The organism is Enterobacter sp. RIT418, assembly GCF_003057745.1.
Taxonomy (GTDB): domain Bacteria; phylum Pseudomonadota; class Gammaproteobacteria; order Enterobacterales; family Enterobacteriaceae; genus Enterobacter.
The window spans coordinates 103,991-119,186 of record NZ_QBJD02000014.1; the positions used below are offsets into that span (position 1 = coordinate 103,991).

The following is a 15,196-nucleotide window of genomic DNA, read 5'->3' on the forward strand; positions in this document are numbered from 1 at the left end:
AGCATGTATGGAACTGATAGAACACTACCAACCTGAATACGTGATTCGGTTTAACGCGCGGCAGGAGGCATGTAGCTGTCCGGCCTGCCAGGCCGCGTCAGGCGAGTGGCCGAAGACGCGCATCACGCTGGGCAACCAGCAGCGCGAGAGCCTTAACGCGGCCTGTGAAAGCGCCGCGCGTGAAATCCTCCTCAACCCGGACGCGTTTATGCTGCATGCCGGCGAGATCGAATCCGACGGCCACGAGCAGAACCCCTGGGACGAAGCCTTAAACCAGCAGTGTATCAATATGGCCGTGCATCCGGCGCTCGCGCTGGAGAGCAGCCTGTACGCCATCGGCGTGCTGCTCAGCAAAGCGCAGCGCTACGTGGAGGAGAACCAGCGCGATCCGCAGAACCTGAACGACATGGGCGAGCAGCTGGCGCAGCTGGCGGAGGCGGGCGTGTTGAGCGAGCAGCTCGCCCTGCTGCCGCCGATTGAGGTCAACCGCGTCGAGGCGCTGGGCGAGATGGGCGCGATGCGCCTGAACCTGAATCTTCCACCGATGCAGAAGATGATGTTCATGCTGAAGCTCAGCGAGCTGGCGGTAATGGAACCGGCTCGTCTGCAGGAGCGCCTGCGCGAGCTGGAGCAAAAGCCACTTCCTCTGCTGGAGGAGAAGCCCTGGATCCTGCGTAACGCGCTGATTTATCGTCTGTACGGAGAGGGAGTACCGGGGAACAGCGCCGACAACTACGGTGAAGCCCTGATGTCGCTTACCCGTCAGTTTTTCCAGTTGAAAATGCTGAGCGCGATGTGGCTGGAGGATAATCAGTCGCTAACGGAGGAGGTGTTTATCGTCCTGTTTAGCGCGTGGAGCAGTTGGCAAGCTCAGCAGCCACAGGCGGAAGACGCGAAACATACGGCAGATTACGTGCTGCTGCACGGGCTATCGTTGATTTAAAAAAAGGCGGCGTTTGCCGCCTTTTTTGGCACCGTGCTCGCGCATCAGAATGAAGGCGTATTCATTATAAAATCATCAGAATTGATAAATTCTTCAATATGAGCCCACCAGTCAGCATCGGAGAAATGGCTTAAACAGGCGTATTTTTTGCCGTTTGGGCACCACTCTGCAAACTGTTGCCCGTTTGGGAGGGCCCATTTTTTATGCAGCGTTTGCTTAAAGAACTTTTCATTCATAATCAGATGTCCGCACTGGCCATACTGGCAGCCCACATTTATACCCTGCGCATTCCAGCCTAAAACAGTATGCCTGTAGGGCAGACGGTACTGTGAGGGGATAATCGAATAGAGGGCGGATATTGCAATATCCGTATAGCCAGCGAGTGCGACCGGGCCTGAATCACAGGCAACCAGAAGCTGACAAAGGCTCATCAGGTAAATGGTTTGGGTAATGGAAAAGGCGTTGATCGCATTGAATGTGCCCGGTATTTCAAGGGGCATCGTTTTCCTGCTTTGATACTTGTTTTTATCGCTTCCAATAAATATAACCTGCCATCCAGCAGAGACAAAACGTTCCGCCAGCTTTTGCCAATGCTGCTTTGTCCATGTTCTGTTTGGTGCGCCAAGATTAGGATGTAGCAGAGCAACCTTGCCGCTGGTGATATGGTTATCGCGCATGAATTTTTCGACAGGCGCTTTATCAATGGCGTCAAAATCAAGTAACGCGCCTTTATCGGTATCCAGCGCGTCGCGGGTGACCTCACTGATAAATGCATCAGTCATATGGCACGCTGCGACAATTTGTTGCCATCTTTCGAAGAAATGCAGCAGCGAGAACCGGTTAGCCACTTCGATTTCAAAGTATTGCTCCGGCGTTAAGGCATGGATATCCCAATGCTCCACCCCAGAAGGGCTGTTGTCTATTAAATCGCGATAAAGTTTGTGAGTGACAAAAACAAATTTATCCTCAGGGAAGCGTTTTCTTAGCGCGTTTATAGCCCCCAGGCCATACACAATATCCCCCATCGATGCCGATGAATAAAATATCCTTTTGGCATTCCCTTCACGATGCCATCTTTCGATTTCATGCGTAAAGTGAATGTTTTCGTGCGGCAGATTGAACGTTGTGGTTAACGCCTCTTCTGGAATGGGTAATTCATCTTCTTCCTTCGTGGAGATGAGATGGCGTTCGCCTGGGTTATCCAGCACTGACAGATCGTCATCAAGCGTTGAGATAATATTTTTAGGATGAATGCCTAGCCATTGCAGGGCTGAAGGTGACAGACAGGTGGGAAGTTGATGAAAATAGTCACAGGCTGGCTGTAAAAGCGCGGCGTCATTATCCTGGTGCGATAATAAAAACAGGGAACTTTCGCCGCGTCGATTGCGAATTTTGAGTAGCAGCTCGTGAAGGGCTTTTCTATGAACCTCTGCCGTCATCGGGTGACGCGGCGCTATGCGCGAACAATAGTACACATTCTCCTGCGCGAACATCTCTTTTACCGTAGCGAACATCGTTTCGGGGATGCGGAAAATCGCCAGAAAACGCCGTTTCTGCTCATCTGAAAGCGCAGGGATAGTTTTTATCGGCAAATCCCGGGCAGCTGGGTCGCGTTTCTTGATGTAGTAAGCCGCGTCAAGAAAGTGATGCCATAAATAGCCGCAGCGCATTAATTCTGCGCTATTTCCCGTGAACCCCTTATTGCCGATAACCGCTTCACTCAGTTTCTTTCGCAGCGCGGTGTTGCTATCGGATGCAGCTCTTAATGCGTAGTCTCTGATGCTTGTTTCGTAAATGTGGGGTTTAATGATATGAATGTTGCGTTTGAAGAAGGTTGAAAAAATTACCAGGGCAAGACTGGCCGTGCTCGCCTCGACATGGACTTCAAGGGTTTCAACGTCATGATGGTTAAGCGTATTGGCTAAAGAGATCAGCGTATCGTTAAGATCGCCATCCTTATAGGATATCTCGGAAATGCGGCAGGAGGGAATAGCTTGCGTATTAATATTTTTATGTTTTAAAACAAAAATACTTTCCCACTCTTCTGCGTCAGCTGAGTGAAGGCAGTTTGCAACCTGATGGCAAAAGTTAGACTGCGTGGTTTCGATAAAAATTCTAATTTTCACGACGTATTATCTTCAGCTTATTCTGTCTATAAATACTTTTAGAACGGTAAGGCAGGCCATTACTGTTGCTTAATCGTTTCGATGATCGACGTGGTGGAGATCGTTGGCGTTCGTGAGAGATAGACCACCTCACACAGTGATGAGAGATGATCAAATTTTCCTTTCCAGTCATCGCCCATCACCAGCGTTTGCGCATTGAACTGCCTGATATATTGCGCCTTTAACTCAAGCGATTCCTCCAGAAATACGTCATCAACACACTTCAATTCCTGGATAATGCGCATTCGCTCCTGCTGCTGATAGACCGGGAGTCGAGCCTTTTTATGCAAATTCAGTTGATCCGAGGATATACCGACAATAAGCCTATCCCCCAATGCTTTTGCTCGCTGTAAAATATTGAGATGACCAATATGGAAAACATCAAACGTGCCAAATGTGATAATTGTTTTCATTCATGTTTTCCGTTATGAGGATTCGCCGCGATATCCTGCGGTTGCTTCATCGATAATCTCCGCGGCGCGCAGGCCCGCGTTTCCGTCATTGAATGCATCACAGTATTCCGTTTTGATATATTCTACCGCTGCGGCATTTTTATCCCATGGATAGTCCTCAGAGAGGAAATACCGTAAGTCAGCCATGTCGCGAGCGTCTGGCAGCAATTTTCGAACCTGCTGTTCGGGGCTTTCAGGGTTGCTAAAGGATTTATTGCCCACCAGCAGCTCATCCATTCCCTCCCAGCGAAGCAAAATGACTTTCTTATCCGCATTGATAGCATCAAATATAAAGCCGCTGTTATCGCTGATAACATAGTCTGCGCGTTCCAGCAGGGCAAAAACGGACGTATTGTCCTCAACAATGTTCTTCAGGAAGCGTTTCGCCGTTTTAAGGCTCTGTCGTTCTTCTTTTTTGTACAACGTACCGTGGTGAAGCTTACAAATTAGGGTGTATTCGTTGCTTAACCGCCCGAGTTTCTCCGCCCAGTGGGGTAATGAGCTTAGCTCGCCATACGTAGGGGCATACAGCAACGTTGGCTTTGAAGGATGGGGGGAAATATGGGATGGCAATGCCTGCGGATATCTTTTTTTATGCCAGTCATCAAAGCGAGGGTTACCAATAACTTTAACCCGATCGGCTAAATTCAGCGATTTTTCAGTGTAGTGGCTATAGCACAAAATAAGATCGTATTTGGCGTTCCAGGCTGCATGATTCCACTCATTTTTGGCCAGGCCATACACCGTGCGAACATGCTTACGTGCAATTTTCTCGACATAGGAAAGGTAATAAGGCGATACAAGGCAGTCATACACCTTTGCGCTTTTCAGCACCGCCGATAACAGCATAAAGCGTAGCCCGGGAACATTGATCGTTCCCAGGAAGCTGACCATGTTATTAACAAATTCAGCTTCAATGACGTCATTAATGATGATGTCACAGGGAATACCTTTATCCAAAAGGGCGGAAATAATATTGGCGTAGACATCATAGTGAAAAGCAGTTTCCATCAGGAAACCGATGCAGCGAGTTTCAGGATTGCTGGTTAACGACATATTCTTATATTCCCGGTACAGCGCACGAGGCTGTTACGAATCAATATTTTAACAATGGAGAACGGGGTGTAACGACCTCACAGCGGGGGGAGTGGCGTGAGCTTTCCGCTATGGCGCAGCCGATTAGCCCTGCTCATAGAGCCAGTTTTCCGGCTCGCTGATGTTCAGCAGGTTTTGCAGGATCTCCTGCTGCATTGAGAGCACGGCGATGTTGCTATCGTTGAGCGCTTTACACTCGGCGGCGACCTGCTCAAGCGCGTCCCAGAGGCCGTTGAGCTGGTGCTGATGCGTGGCGGGAAGACGGGAGAACAGCGTGCGCAGGCCCGGCGTGCCGACCGGAATGCCCAGCTGAGTCAGGAGCTGGTAGCGCTGCCTGCTGTTGTGTGAAAGGCGCTCGTAGCAGGCGATAAGCTGCGGGTTGAGCGCCTCCAGCTTTGCCGTATCGCGTGCGATAAGCCACTGACGCTGGTTGGAAAGCAGGGCTTTCAGGCTGCCGTAGGTTTCACGGTCTTCTACCATGCCCTGCACCAGGGTTTTTACGCACTGTGCGGCGTTACTCATTGTTACCTCTGATAATATTTCTCAATCGCGCCTGCCAGCGAATCAACGTCGATGCTGATTTTTCCGCTCGCAATGGCGTCTTTCATGCTGGCCACGCGCGCCATATCCACCTCTGGCAGAGCTGCCAGCTGGGTCTGCGCATCGCCAAGCACGGGATCGATGGCTGCGGTTTTGGCTGTTTTCATCTCGTCAGTGCCGGACGCGCGGGTCGTGGCCGTGCTGCTGGCCTGGTTGATCGCACTCGTCATTGCGTACTGGGTGGATGTCACTTTCATCGCATTACTCCATCTACGGATTGTTATTCGTCGTTTTCGCCAGAGCGGAAAGATCGTTTCCCGGCGCCTTACCTGGGTAAAGCGGCGCAATGGCGGAAAAACTTAAGCGCGGCGGCACTTTTTTATTTTGCTGCCGCAAAGCCGGTTCTGACCACGCCCATGTCGATCACCATCGCGGTGACTTCCCGCTCGCTGCTCTCGTTTTTCACCTTGATCATTTCGCCCTTGCGGCCTTTTTTGGCGGCGATCCCCATGGTGCGCGCCTCCACGCCGTCCTGGTCGGCAATCATCAGCACGCGCTGTCCGCGCTCCACCATCACCGGGGAATCCAGCTGGCTCTGGCTCAGGGGCTGCATCTCGCGCACGCGGCGCTTGAGCGTCAGGCCCACCGCGTCATCCGGCCGGGTGATATAGCCGCTGCGCAGGTTGCTGATGTTGAATTTTTTGCGCGTGAGGTCGGACGCCGCCAGCACGTGGCCGCGCTCCAGCGTGCGCGTCGGCATCAGCACCTGCAGGTAGATATCCGGTTTTACCGTAACCGCCACGTCCCAGCCGCTGCCGGCTTCGCAGCGCACGTCAAAGCGCAGGCGGCGCAGGTCGAGATGCTCGCCGCCGGGCATGCTTACGGCAAGCGGCGTGGGGCAGGGGGCGTATTGCGAAATTTCAGACGGGATAAACAGGTTCAGCTTCGCCTGGTAATCCTCCCAGCGGCTGCGCTGGGCCTCCTGGCGAATGGCGTCTGCGGCCTGCTGCTGCACGCGGGCGTAAACCTGCTTACGCGCGGTGGTGGCCTGAGGCTGCGCCGCCGCCGGAAGTGCGAACAGGCACAGCATTGCCGCCGGAACAGACCAGCGGAAAAAAGGTTTCCTGCATGCGCCTGTTGTAACAGATAAGTCTATTAAATTCATGGTGTTATAAACCTGGCACGATAGTTGCTTAATAGGTTGCAGCAACATGGACTCTTGCAGGTGTCCACCAAAGAAAGGAGTGAGTTGTGAGTATTACTTTTGACAAGGCATTGGGCGTTCATCCGCAGGCTGTAGCACTTCGACTTTCCAGGGCGGAACTGCTTTCAGCAAATCTGGCTAACGTCGATACCCCCAACTTCCAGGCTAAAGATATTGATTTTGCCGCAGAGATGCAACGCTCGCAGCGCGATTTCTTTCCCGGCTCCGCGCCGCAGGAGATGTACCGCGTGCCGTATCAACCCTCCTCGGACGGCAACACCGTTGCGCTGGACGTGGAGCAGGCCGAGTTTTCAAAAAACGTGCAGGACTATCAGATGAGCCTGGCGTTTTTAAATATGAAATTCACCGGTCTGAAAAAGGCAATTGAAGGTAAGTAATTGAAACAGGTAGCAAAGAATGGCTTTTAGCGATATTTACCGCGTGTCGGGTTCGGCGATGACGGCGCAAACCGTCCGGCTGAACACCATCGCCAGTAACCTCGCCAACGCCGAAACGCCGGCGGTGGACGAGGACAATGTGTATAAAGCGCGCCGCCCGGTGTTTGCGGCGGTTTACCAGAACGACGAGTTGACTAACCGCGACGCGATCTCCGGTGCCCGCGTGCAGGTGCTGGACGTGGTGGCGTCGGGAAATGCGGTGCAGCGCTACGAGCCGCACCACCCGATGGCGAACCCGGACGGCTACGTCTGGTATCCCGATATCAACGTGGTGGAGGAGATGGCGGACATGATGTCGGCGTCGCGTAACTTCGAAACCAACGTCGATGTTCTTAACAATGTGAAAAGCATGCAGCAGAGCCTGCTGCGGCTTGGCGAGGCGTAATAGATGAGCGTGAATGGCGTTTCCACCCAGTCCGGCGATACCACCACCACCCGGGACGGTACTGTATCCGCGAACGACAATACCGCTGCAGGGATGAACAACCTGTTTATGCAGCTGCTGGTGGCACAAATCCAGAACCAGGACCCGCTTAACCCTACCGACGGTACCGAATACGTCAGCCAGCTTGCGCAGCTGACGCAGGTGCAGTCGATGGAAAACATGATGGTCGGGATGCAGAACATCGGCGTGCTGATGGACAACCTGCAAACCCTGTCGACGGGCAACCTGGTGGGCCAGAAGGTGATGGTCAAAACCGACACCCTCCAGAGCGACGGCAGTACCAGCGTGGACGGTCGCCTGAACCTGGAACATGCCGCCAACACGGTGACCGTCATCCTGAAGGATGAGAACGGAACCGAAACCAAAATTGAGCTGGGCAAGCAGGAAGCCGGCGACGTGAACTTCACGATTAACCCGGAAGAGCTGGGGCTCAAAGAGGGTAAATACACGATGACCGTGGTCACCGACGTCGACGATGCGACGGTGCCGATCGAGGTGAGCGGCGTGGTGAATAACGTGCGTATTCCCATGGACGGCAGCGCGATCGTGCTCAACATTCCGGGCATCGGCGACGTGCCTTATCACCAGATTACGCAGTTTGGCCAGTCGCCTTCGAACAACAGCAACGCAAAAACATTGATGAGTTAACCAGGAACCACTATGAGCTTTGATATTGCCATCTCGGGCTTAAATGCCATCAACGAACAGCTGGGCGCGATCTCCAACAACATTGCCAACTCCGGCACCGTGGGCTTCAAGTCTGGGCGCGCGGAGTTTGCCTCTCTGTATGCGGAAGGCCAGCCGCTGGGCGTGGGCGTTACCGGCATTGCCCAGAGTATTTCCAAAAGCGGAAGCATTTTTTCCTCTGCCAGCAGCCTCGATCTGGCCATTAACGGCGAAGGCTTTTTCGTGATGCGCGACAGCGCGGGCTCCACTGCCTACACCCGCGCGGGCTATATGCAGACCGACAGCCACGGCAATCTGGTCAATAACCAGGGGATGTACCTGCAGGGCTACCCGGTGGACGCCAACGGCGTGATCCAGACCGGTACCGTCGGCAACCTGACCATCAGCAGCGGCTCGATTCCGGCGAAGGCGACCAGCTCGCTCGACTTCACGGCCAACCTCAACGCCAGTGAGGATAAGCCGAAGACGACCACGTTCGATCCGACCGACGATAGCTCCTACAACCACACCTACGCCACCCAGGTGTATGACTCGCTGGGCCGCGAGCACACCATGAAGCAGTATTTCGTCAAAACCGGCGATAACGCCTGGGAAGTGCACTACTACATGGACGACAAGCCGGTCGGCACCGCGCCGCAGGAATTGACCTTCACCGAGCAGGGCGTTCTGCTGACGCCTAACGGCACGGTCAAGCTTGATGCTAGCATCCCCGGCGCGGACAACATTGAGCTGGAGCTGAACTATAAGGGCACCACCCAGTTCGGATCTGATTTCTCCGTCAGCAAAAACAACGGCAACGGCTATGCCTCCGGCGAGCGCACCGGGCAGACCATCGATAAGGACGGCAGCGTTTACGCCACCTTCTCTAACGGCCAGCGCCTGCTGCAGGGCCAGGTGATTCTGGCGACCTTTGCTAACCCGAACGGCCTTTCGTCACAAAACGGCACCACCTGGACCGAGACCGCCAGCTCCGGCTCGCCGCTGACCGGCACGCCGGGCTCCGGCCTGCTGGGCGCGCTGACGTCCAACACCCTGGAAGGCTCCAACGTTGACCTGACCTCAGAGCTGGTGGGGCTGATGACCGCCCAGCGTAACTATCAGGCCAACACCAAGGTGATCAGCACCAACGACAGCATGATGACGGCGCTGTTCCAGGCGGTGTAATGGACCACTTAATTTATACCGCCGTGAGCGGGGCATCGCGTAGCCTCGCCCAGCAGCAAATCCATGCGAATAACCTGGCAAACGTCAATACGCAGGGCTTTCGTCATGACCTGGAAAACGCCATCTCGCAGCTGATTCAGGGGGAGGGCTACGCCTCCCGCTTCCTGGTTCAGCCGCAGCAGGGCGGCGTTGACCTGACGCCGGGCGCAACCCGCGACACTGGGCGCAACCTCGACGTGGCGATCAAGGGCAGCGGGCTGATTGCGCTGGTGAGCGGCAACCGCGAGGTCTACACCCGCAACGGCCAGATGCAGGTTGGCCCGGAAGGGGATTTGACCATCGACGGCCTGCCGGTCTCCGGCGATAACGGCCCGATCGTGCTGCCGCCGTTTTCGTCCATCAGCATCGCCGACGACGGCGTGATCTCCATCGTGCCGGACGACGGCAACGTGGCCGCGCCGATAGACATCGACCGCATCAAGCTGGTGGACATTCCCGCGTCGCAGCTCAGCAAAAACGCGGCCGGATTTATGGTCACCAGCGCCAACGTGAACCCGCGTACGGAAGAGGTCGAGCTGGTTTCCGGCCATCTCGAAAGCTCCAACGTGTCCGCTATCAGCGAAATGGTCTCCAGCATTGCGCTTAACCGCCAGTTCGAAGCCCAAATCAAGATGATGAAGGCGGCGGAAGACCTGGCGACGGCGGGTAACCGCCTGCTGCGCAACACCTGATTGAGTAAGGAATAACGATGAATCCCGCTTTATGGATCAGTAAAACCGGCCTCGCCGCGCAAGACGCGAAGATGAGCGCGATCTCCAACAACCTGGCGAACGTGAACACCACCGGCTTCAAGCGCGACCGCGTAATGTTCGCCGATCTGTTCTATCAGAACCAGCGCACGCCGGGCGGCCAGCTTGACCAGAACAACACCTCGCCGACCGGCATTCAGTTCGGAACCGGCGTGAAGATCCTCGGTACCCAGAAAGAGTTCTCGACCGGCAACATTCAAAACACCGGGCAGACGCTGGACGTGGCGATAACCGGCCAGGGCTTTTTCCAGGTGGAAACCAGCGACGGCGATATCGCCTACACCCGCGCCGGTAACTTCCAGAAAAACCCGGACGGCCTGCTGACCAACGCGCAGGGCCTGCCGCTGGTGCCGCAGATCGAGCTGCCGGACAACGTGAAGGATATCCAGATTGGCAAAGACGGCACCGTGACCGCCACGGTGGCGGGCGAAGCCGAGCCGGTCGAGCTGGGGCAAATTACGCTGGTGAACTTCGTCAATCCGGCCGGGCTGGAGGCCATCGGCGGCAACCTGTATCGCGAAACCGCGGCCAGCGGCGAAGCGGTTGAGGGCGTGGCCGGTGAGGAAGCCTTTGGCCAGCTGGAGCAGGGATCGCTGGAGGGGTCTAACGTGCAGGTGGTTGAAGAGATGGTCGACATGATCACCGTTCAGCGCGCCTACGAGATGAACGCCAAAATGGTCTCTGCGGCAGATGACATGCTGAAGTTTGTCACGCAGTCGATGTAACGCGTGAAGTGAAGTGAACGAAAAATGAAAAAGCAGCTAGTTATTGGCTTTTTTGCGCTGCTGCTGGCCGGGTGTGAAAGCCCGGCCCTGCTGGTGCATAAAGACGACGCGGCCTACGCGCCGCCAGAAGATTTCTCCTTACCGCCGACGCAGGTTCAGGGCGGCGGGTTGTACAACACCAACTACAACTGGTCATTAACGCAGGACCGCCGCGCCTACCGCGTGGGCGATATTCTGACCATCAAGCTGGATGAGTCCACGCAGGCAAGCAAGCAGGCGCGTACCAACTTCGGCAAGAAAAACGACGTCGCCATCGGCGTGCCGGAGGCCTTCGGCCATTCGGTGGATAAGCTTTCCGGCTCGATAGACGGCAGCCGCAACTTTAACGGTAATGCCACCTCGCAGCAGCAAAACAGCCTGCGCGGTGCCATCACCGTTGCGGTCTACAAGGTGTTGCCGAACGGCGTGCTGGCGATCCGCGGCGAAAAATGGCTGACCCTCAACCAGGGCGATGAGTACATGCGCGTGACCGGGCTGGTGCGTGCGGAAGACATTGAGCGCGACAACTCGGTTTCTTCGCAGCGCATTGCCAACGCGCGGATCTCCTACGCCGGACGCGGCGCGCTCAGCGATGCCAACTCCGCAGGATGGCTGACCCGCTTCTTTAACCATCCGCTGTTCCCGATTTAATGGAGTCCGTAATGCGTAAGGCAATGCTTTTTCTGATGCTGCTGTGGACCGCAGGCGCGGCGGCCGAGCGGCTGGGCAACGTGGTGGATATTCAGGGCGTGCGCGGAAACCAGCTGGTGGGCTACAGCCTTGTCGTCGGCCTGGACGGGACGGGCGATAAAAACCAGGTGAAATTCACCAGCCAGTCGGTGACCAACATGCTGCGCCAGTTCGGCGTGCAGCTGCCGACCAAAATCGACCCGAAGGTCAAAAACGTGGCCGCGGTGGCGATCAGCGCCACGCTGCCGCCGGGCTACGCGCGCGGCCAGGCGATTGACGTCACCGTCTCGTCGATTGGCGACGCCAAGAGCCTGCGCGGCGGCACGCTGCTGCTGACCCAGCTGCGCGGGGCCGACGGCGAAGTCTACGCCCTGGCGCAGGGGAACGTGGTGGTGGGCGGCGTAAAGGCCGAGGGCAACAGCGGGTCGAGCGTGACGATCAACACCCCGACCGTGGGCCGCGTGCCGAACGGCGGGTCGGTCGAGCGTGAGATCCCGTCTGATTTCCAGCAGAACCAGCAGGTGATCCTCAACCTGAAGCGCCCAAGCTTTAAAACCGCCAACAGCGTGGCGGTGGCGCTTAATAACGCCTTCGGCTCGGGCACCGCCACGGCGCAAAGTGCCACCAACGTGGTGGTTAACGCCCCGCTGTCGGCGGGCGAGCGCGTTGCTTTTATGTCGATGCTGGAAGACGTGCAAATCAGCACCGCGAAGCAGCCGCCGCGCGTGGTGTTTAACGCCCGTACCGGCACGGTGGTGATTGGCGACGGCGTGGTGGTGCGCGCGGCGGCGGTCTCCCACGGCAACCTGACCGTGACCATCCGCGAATCTTCCAACGTGAGCCAGCCGGGCGCGTTTAGCCAGGGGCAAACCGTGGTCACGCCGGAAAGCGACGTTAACGTCGACCGTGGCCGGGGCCAGATGGTGACGATTTCGGCGGGCACCAGCCTGCGCAGCATCGTCAACACGCTCAACAGCCTGGGCGCCGCCCCGGACGATACGATGGCGATCCTGCAGGCGCTGCACGAAGCGGGTGCGCTGGATGCCGAACTGGTGGTGATTTAAGGAGTGACGATGCTAGACGCGATTCAATCCCGAACCAGCATCATGCCCGGCGACGTGACCGGGCAGGTGAAGCCGCAAAATCTCGAGCAGGCGGCGGAGCAGTTTGAGGCGATGTTCCTGCGCTCGCTGATGAAGCAGATGCGCAAAGCGTCGCAGGCGCTGGTGGACGATAACCCGTTCGATAGCAAGCAGCAGCGCATGATGCAGGAGTTCTACGACGATAAGCTCACCTCCCAGCTGGCGTCGCAGCGCAGCACCGGGCTGGCGCAGATGATTATCGCCCAGCTGGGAGCGCAGGAGAGCGTCGCGCTTAAGAATGCGCAGCCTTTGGCCGCTTTAGATGAACATCCACAGGAATTAAAAACCCCCGTTGTGCCGGTAATGCGTCGCGGGCAGGAGTAAACCATGAATATGTTCAATATTGCCTGGAGCGGCTTGCAGGCCGCGCAGTTTGGGATGAGCGTGACCTCCATGAACATCTCCAACGTGCTGACGCCGGGCTACAGCCGTCAGGGCATTATCCAGAGTTCGGTTGCCACCATGGGAGCGGGCGGCATGTCGGCGGGCGCGGGCGTGCAGGTCGACAGCATTCGCCGCGTCTCCGACCAGTACCTGACGAACCAGGTGTGGCAGAGCAACAGCAAGGCGAACTACTACGGCATCAATAACCAGTACCTCAGCTCGCTGGAAAAAGTCATCGGCACCGACTCCACGAGCCTGGGCACCGGGCTGGACGATTTCTTTTCCGCCCTCAGCGCTCTGACCAAAGAGCCGGAAAGCGAAGCCAACCGCCAGCAGCTGCTGAACCAGGCCGGCTCCCTGGCGACGCGCTTTAATAACATGAATGACTTCATCAACGGCCAGAAGACGTCCGTGGCGAACCAGCGCGACACCATCGTCGGGCAGATCAACAATCTGACGGCGGGCATTGCTGACTACAACAAAAAAATCATGGAGATGGACTCCACGGGCGGCAACAGCAACGTGCTGCGCGACCAGCGCGACGAGCTGGTTAAGCAGCTCAGCACCTATGCCGACGTGAAGATCACCGAAGACAGTAACGGCAGCTACACCGTGGCGATGAAAAACGGCCAGCCGCTGGTGAGCGGTAACGTGGCGGGCGAACTGAGCAACAGCCTGGACGCCAGCGGCAACCCGGTATTAAGCCTGAACTTTTCCAACACCACCTTCTCCCTGAACCCGTCCACGGGCGGGCAGCTCGGCGCGCTGTACGATTATGAAACCGGCGAGCTGGCGGACATGCAGGCCTCGGTGCAGGGCATGGCGGAAGCGGTGGCTACGCTCTTTAACGACCAGCTGGCGAAAGGGTTTGATAAGAACGGCAACCCCGGCAAGCCGCTGTTCAGCTTCGATCTCAATAACCCGAACGGGATTTTGCAGGTTAACGATCTCGATCCTAACGAGCTGGCGCTGTCCGACACCGCCGGCGAGCAGGGGAACGGCGGCAACCTGCAGGCGCTGATCGACCTGAAAAACACAAAAGTCGATATTGGCGGCATGGGCCACATGAGCCTGAACGAGGGCGCGGCGGCGATTATCTCCAACATCGGTATCGCCAGTAAAAAATCCCAGAGCGAGCTGGAGGCGGCGCAGGGCGTTTACGACCAGGCCCAGCAGCAGCGCAATAACCTCAGTGCGGTAAACCAGGATGAAGAGGCCATGAACCTGCAGATTTACATGCAGTCCTACCAGGCCAACGTCAAGGTGATTTCCACCGGCAACCAAATTTTCAGCGACCTGTTAAGCATGTTTTAACCGGCGCTAAGGAAGAGAGCGATGCGAATCAGTAGTCTTTATAATTCAGATGCCATGCTGGCGCAGCTTGGTGTTAACGGCACCCGGATGAGCAAGCTGATGGAGCAGATGGCTACCCAGAAGCGGATCAACGTGCCGTCCGACGATCCGGTCGCCGCGACGCGGCTGGTCCAGCTTAACCGCGAGCAGGCGGCGATCAAGCAGTATCAAAACAACATTACCGGCCTCAGCGGCGCGCTCTCCAGCCAGGAAGCGCACGTGACCGCCATGAGCAACCAGCTGCTGTCGCTGAACGACAAGCTGCTGGCGGCGGCAAACGGCACCCACAGCACCGCGGATATGGCCGGCTTCGGGGCCGAGCTTTCCTCGATGCTTGATTCGCTGGTCGCGTCAATTAACGCGCAGAACGAGAGCGGCGGTTACCTCTTCTCCGGCACCAAAACCGACACCAAGCCGGTGGTCTGGGACGAGACGCAGGGGAAATATATCTATCAGGGCAATAACGGCTCGCGCGAAACAACGGTAGCCAACGGCGTGAACGTGACGGAAAACACCCACGTGGTGGGGGCCTTTTCCGGCAGCGGCGACGATCTGGAGATGCTGAACAAGCTGAAGGCCCTGAGCGATAAAATGCAGGACCCGGACATTCCCGTGAGCGATTACCTGGATGATATCAACGAGATGATTTCGCTTTCTGGCCAGTCCCGCGATAAGGTCGCTGCCATCTTTACCGACCTCGGCGGGCGTCAAAACCGCCTGACGATGCTGAGCGACGCGCACACGGACGTCAGCATGGCAAACGATCAGGTGGTGCGCGATCTGTCCGACACCGACTGGGCGACGACCAGCATTAACCTGCAGATGTTCACCAACTCCGTGCAGATCACCAACAAAGCGTACAGCATGATCAGTCAGCTTTCGCTCTTTAGCATGATGTAAT

Annotated in this window: 18 protein-coding genes; 12 read left to right on the forward strand and 6 right to left on the reverse strand. The window is 56.5% G+C overall.

What is annotated here, in order from left to right; genetic code table 11:
- Window positions 1-7: 7 nt before the first annotated feature.
- Window positions 8-943 carry a hypothetical protein gene (locus DBY73_RS16540; RefSeq protein ID WP_181573251.1) on the forward strand — a complete coding sequence of 312 codons (936 nt, stop codon included), beginning with the start codon at window positions 8-10 and terminating at the stop codon, window positions 941-943.
- A gap of 44 nt (window positions 944-987) precedes the next feature.
- On the opposite strand, the gene DBY73_RS16545 is transcribed toward DBY73_RS16540, so the two are convergent.
- The 6 genes from DBY73_RS16545 to flgA form a co-directional block, all read right to left on the reverse strand.
- Entirely contained in the window at window positions 988-3,069 is a 2,082-nt protein-coding gene (locus DBY73_RS16545; protein WP_112012160.1) for a glycosyltransferase family 9 protein, read from the reverse strand.
- Window positions 3,070-3,128: 59 nt separating this feature from the next.
- Window positions 3,129-3,521, reverse strand: coding sequence for an adenylyltransferase/cytidyltransferase family protein (locus DBY73_RS16550; RefSeq protein ID WP_112012161.1), 393 nt, complete (start codon window positions 3,519-3,521; stop codon window positions 3,129-3,131).
- Between the two features lie 12 nt (window positions 3,522-3,533).
- On the reverse strand, window positions 3,534-4,616 hold the full coding sequence (locus DBY73_RS16555; protein WP_112012162.1) for a CDP-glycerol glycerophosphotransferase family protein: 1,083 nt from the start codon (window positions 4,614-4,616) through the stop codon (window positions 3,534-3,536).
- A gap of 123 nt (window positions 4,617-4,739) precedes the next feature.
- Window positions 4,740-5,177, reverse strand: a complete 438-nt coding sequence (locus DBY73_RS16560) for a flagellar protein FlgN (RefSeq protein ID WP_112012163.1) — start codon at window positions 5,175-5,177, stop codon at window positions 4,740-4,742.
- A gap of 2 nt (window positions 5,178-5,179) precedes the next feature.
- Entirely contained in the window at window positions 5,180-5,452 is a 273-nt protein-coding gene (gene flgM / locus DBY73_RS16565; protein ID WP_112012164.1) for a flagellar biosynthesis anti-sigma factor FlgM, read from the reverse strand.
- A gap of 122 nt (window positions 5,453-5,574) precedes the next feature.
- Complete coding sequence (gene flgA, locus DBY73_RS16570; protein WP_258458745.1) at window positions 5,575-6,285, reverse strand: flagellar basal body P-ring formation chaperone FlgA; 711 nt, start codon at window positions 6,283-6,285, stop codon at window positions 5,575-5,577.
- A 161-nt stretch (window positions 6,286-6,446) separates the two neighbouring features.
- Here flgA and flgB point away from each other — a divergent pair, with 161 nt between their 5' ends.
- From flgB to flgL, 11 genes are read left to right on the forward strand one after another with little or no spacing between them, the layout of a single operon-like run.
- Window positions 6,447-6,797 (forward strand): hypothetical protein, encoded by a 351-nt coding sequence (flgB, locus tag DBY73_RS16575; RefSeq protein ID WP_006177433.1) that lies wholly within the window; start codon window positions 6,447-6,449, stop codon window positions 6,795-6,797.
- A gap of 19 nt (window positions 6,798-6,816) precedes the next feature.
- Window positions 6,817-7,242 (forward strand): flagellar basal body rod protein FlgC, encoded by a 426-nt coding sequence (gene flgC / locus DBY73_RS16580; RefSeq protein ID WP_112012166.1) that lies wholly within the window; start codon window positions 6,817-6,819, stop codon window positions 7,240-7,242.
- 3 nt (window positions 7,243-7,245) lie between these two features.
- Complete coding sequence (gene flgD, locus DBY73_RS16585; RefSeq protein WP_112012167.1) at window positions 7,246-7,950, forward strand: flagellar hook assembly protein FlgD; 705 nt, start codon at window positions 7,246-7,248, stop codon at window positions 7,948-7,950.
- Window positions 7,951-7,962: 12 nt separating this feature from the next.
- Window positions 7,963-9,153, forward strand: a complete 1,191-nt coding sequence (gene flgE, locus DBY73_RS16590; RefSeq protein WP_112012168.1) for a flagellar hook protein FlgE — start codon at window positions 7,963-7,965, stop codon at window positions 9,151-9,153.
- Window positions 9,153-9,884, forward strand: coding sequence for a flagellar basal body rod protein FlgF (locus DBY73_RS16595; protein WP_112012169.1), 732 nt, complete (start codon window positions 9,153-9,155; stop codon window positions 9,882-9,884). Before flgE ends, DBY73_RS16595 begins: the two co-directional genes overlap by 1 nt.
- A gap of 17 nt (window positions 9,885-9,901) precedes the next feature.
- Window positions 9,902-10,687 carry a flagellar basal-body rod protein FlgG gene (gene flgG, locus DBY73_RS16600; protein ID WP_045328804.1) on the forward strand — a complete coding sequence of 262 codons (786 nt, stop codon included), beginning with the start codon at window positions 9,902-9,904 and terminating at the stop codon, window positions 10,685-10,687.
- Window positions 10,688-10,711: 24 nt separating this feature from the next.
- Window positions 10,712-11,377, forward strand: coding sequence for a flagellar basal body L-ring protein FlgH (flgH, locus tag DBY73_RS16605; RefSeq protein ID WP_112012170.1), 666 nt, complete (start codon window positions 10,712-10,714; stop codon window positions 11,375-11,377).
- A gap of 11 nt (window positions 11,378-11,388) precedes the next feature.
- A complete protein-coding gene (locus tag DBY73_RS16610) occupies window positions 11,389-12,480 on the forward strand; it encodes a flagellar basal body P-ring protein FlgI (RefSeq protein ID WP_112012171.1) in 1,092 nt (363 codons plus the stop codon).
- Window positions 12,481-12,489: 9 nt separating this feature from the next.
- Entirely contained in the window at window positions 12,490-12,882 is a 393-nt protein-coding gene (locus DBY73_RS16615; RefSeq protein WP_112012172.1) for a rod-binding protein, read from the forward strand.
- A 3-nt stretch (window positions 12,883-12,885) separates the two neighbouring features.
- Window positions 12,886-14,256 carry a flagellar hook-associated protein FlgK gene (gene flgK / locus DBY73_RS16620; RefSeq protein WP_112012173.1) on the forward strand — a complete coding sequence of 457 codons (1,371 nt, stop codon included), beginning with the start codon at window positions 12,886-12,888 and terminating at the stop codon, window positions 14,254-14,256.
- A 21-nt stretch (window positions 14,257-14,277) separates the two neighbouring features.
- Window positions 14,278-15,195 carry a flagellar hook-associated protein FlgL gene (gene flgL, locus DBY73_RS16625; RefSeq protein WP_112012174.1) on the forward strand — a complete coding sequence of 306 codons (918 nt, stop codon included), beginning with the start codon at window positions 14,278-14,280 and terminating at the stop codon, window positions 15,193-15,195.
- The last annotated feature ends 1 nt before the right edge of the window (window position 15,196 follow it).

What these genes read in the sequence shown, in the direction of transcription:
- DBY73_RS16615 (WP_112012172.1), top strand. Translation starts at nt 12,490, where the DNA reads ATGCTAGACGCGATTCAATCCCGAACCAGCATCATGCCCGGCGACGTG.
- flgC (WP_112012166.1), top strand. Translation starts at nt 6,817, where the DNA reads ATGGCTTTTAGCGATATTTACCGCGTGTCGGGTTCGGCGATGACGGCG.
- flgD (WP_112012167.1), top strand. Translation starts at nt 7,246, where the DNA reads ATGAGCGTGAATGGCGTTTCCACCCAGTCCGGCGATACCACCACCACC.
- DBY73_RS16595 (WP_112012169.1), top strand. Translation starts at nt 9,153, where the DNA reads ATGGACCACTTAATTTATACCGCCGTGAGCGGGGCATCGCGTAGCCTC.
- flgA (WP_258458745.1), bottom strand. Translation starts at nt 6,285, where the DNA reads ATGCTGTGCCTGTTCGCACTTCCGGCGGCGGCGCAGCCTCAGGCCACC.
- flgG (WP_045328804.1), top strand. Translation starts at nt 9,902, where the DNA reads ATGAATCCCGCTTTATGGATCAGTAAAACCGGCCTCGCCGCGCAAGAC.
- DBY73_RS16555 (WP_112012162.1), bottom strand. Translation starts at nt 4,616, where the DNA reads ATGTCGTTAACCAGCAATCCTGAAACTCGCTGCATCGGTTTCCTGATG.
- DBY73_RS16550 (WP_112012161.1), bottom strand. Translation starts at nt 3,521, where the DNA reads ATGAAAACAATTATCACATTTGGCACGTTTGATGTTTTCCATATTGGT.
- flgK (WP_112012173.1), top strand. Translation starts at nt 12,886, where the DNA reads ATGAATATGTTCAATATTGCCTGGAGCGGCTTGCAGGCCGCGCAGTTT.
- DBY73_RS16560 (WP_112012163.1), bottom strand. Translation starts at nt 5,177, where the DNA reads ATGAGTAACGCCGCACAGTGCGTAAAAACCCTGGTGCAGGGCATGGTA.
- DBY73_RS16540 (WP_181573251.1), top strand. Translation starts at nt 8, where the DNA reads ATGGAACTGATAGAACACTACCAACCTGAATACGTGATTCGGTTTAAC.
- DBY73_RS16610 (WP_112012171.1), top strand. Translation starts at nt 11,389, where the DNA reads ATGCGTAAGGCAATGCTTTTTCTGATGCTGCTGTGGACCGCAGGCGCG.
- flgL (WP_112012174.1), top strand. Translation starts at nt 14,278, where the DNA reads ATGCGAATCAGTAGTCTTTATAATTCAGATGCCATGCTGGCGCAGCTT.
- flgH (WP_112012170.1), top strand. Translation starts at nt 10,712, where the DNA reads ATGAAAAAGCAGCTAGTTATTGGCTTTTTTGCGCTGCTGCTGGCCGGG.
- flgM (WP_112012164.1), bottom strand. Translation starts at nt 5,452, where the DNA reads ATGAAAGTGACATCCACCCAGTACGCAATGACGAGTGCGATCAACCAG.
- flgE (WP_112012168.1), top strand. Translation starts at nt 7,963, where the DNA reads ATGAGCTTTGATATTGCCATCTCGGGCTTAAATGCCATCAACGAACAG.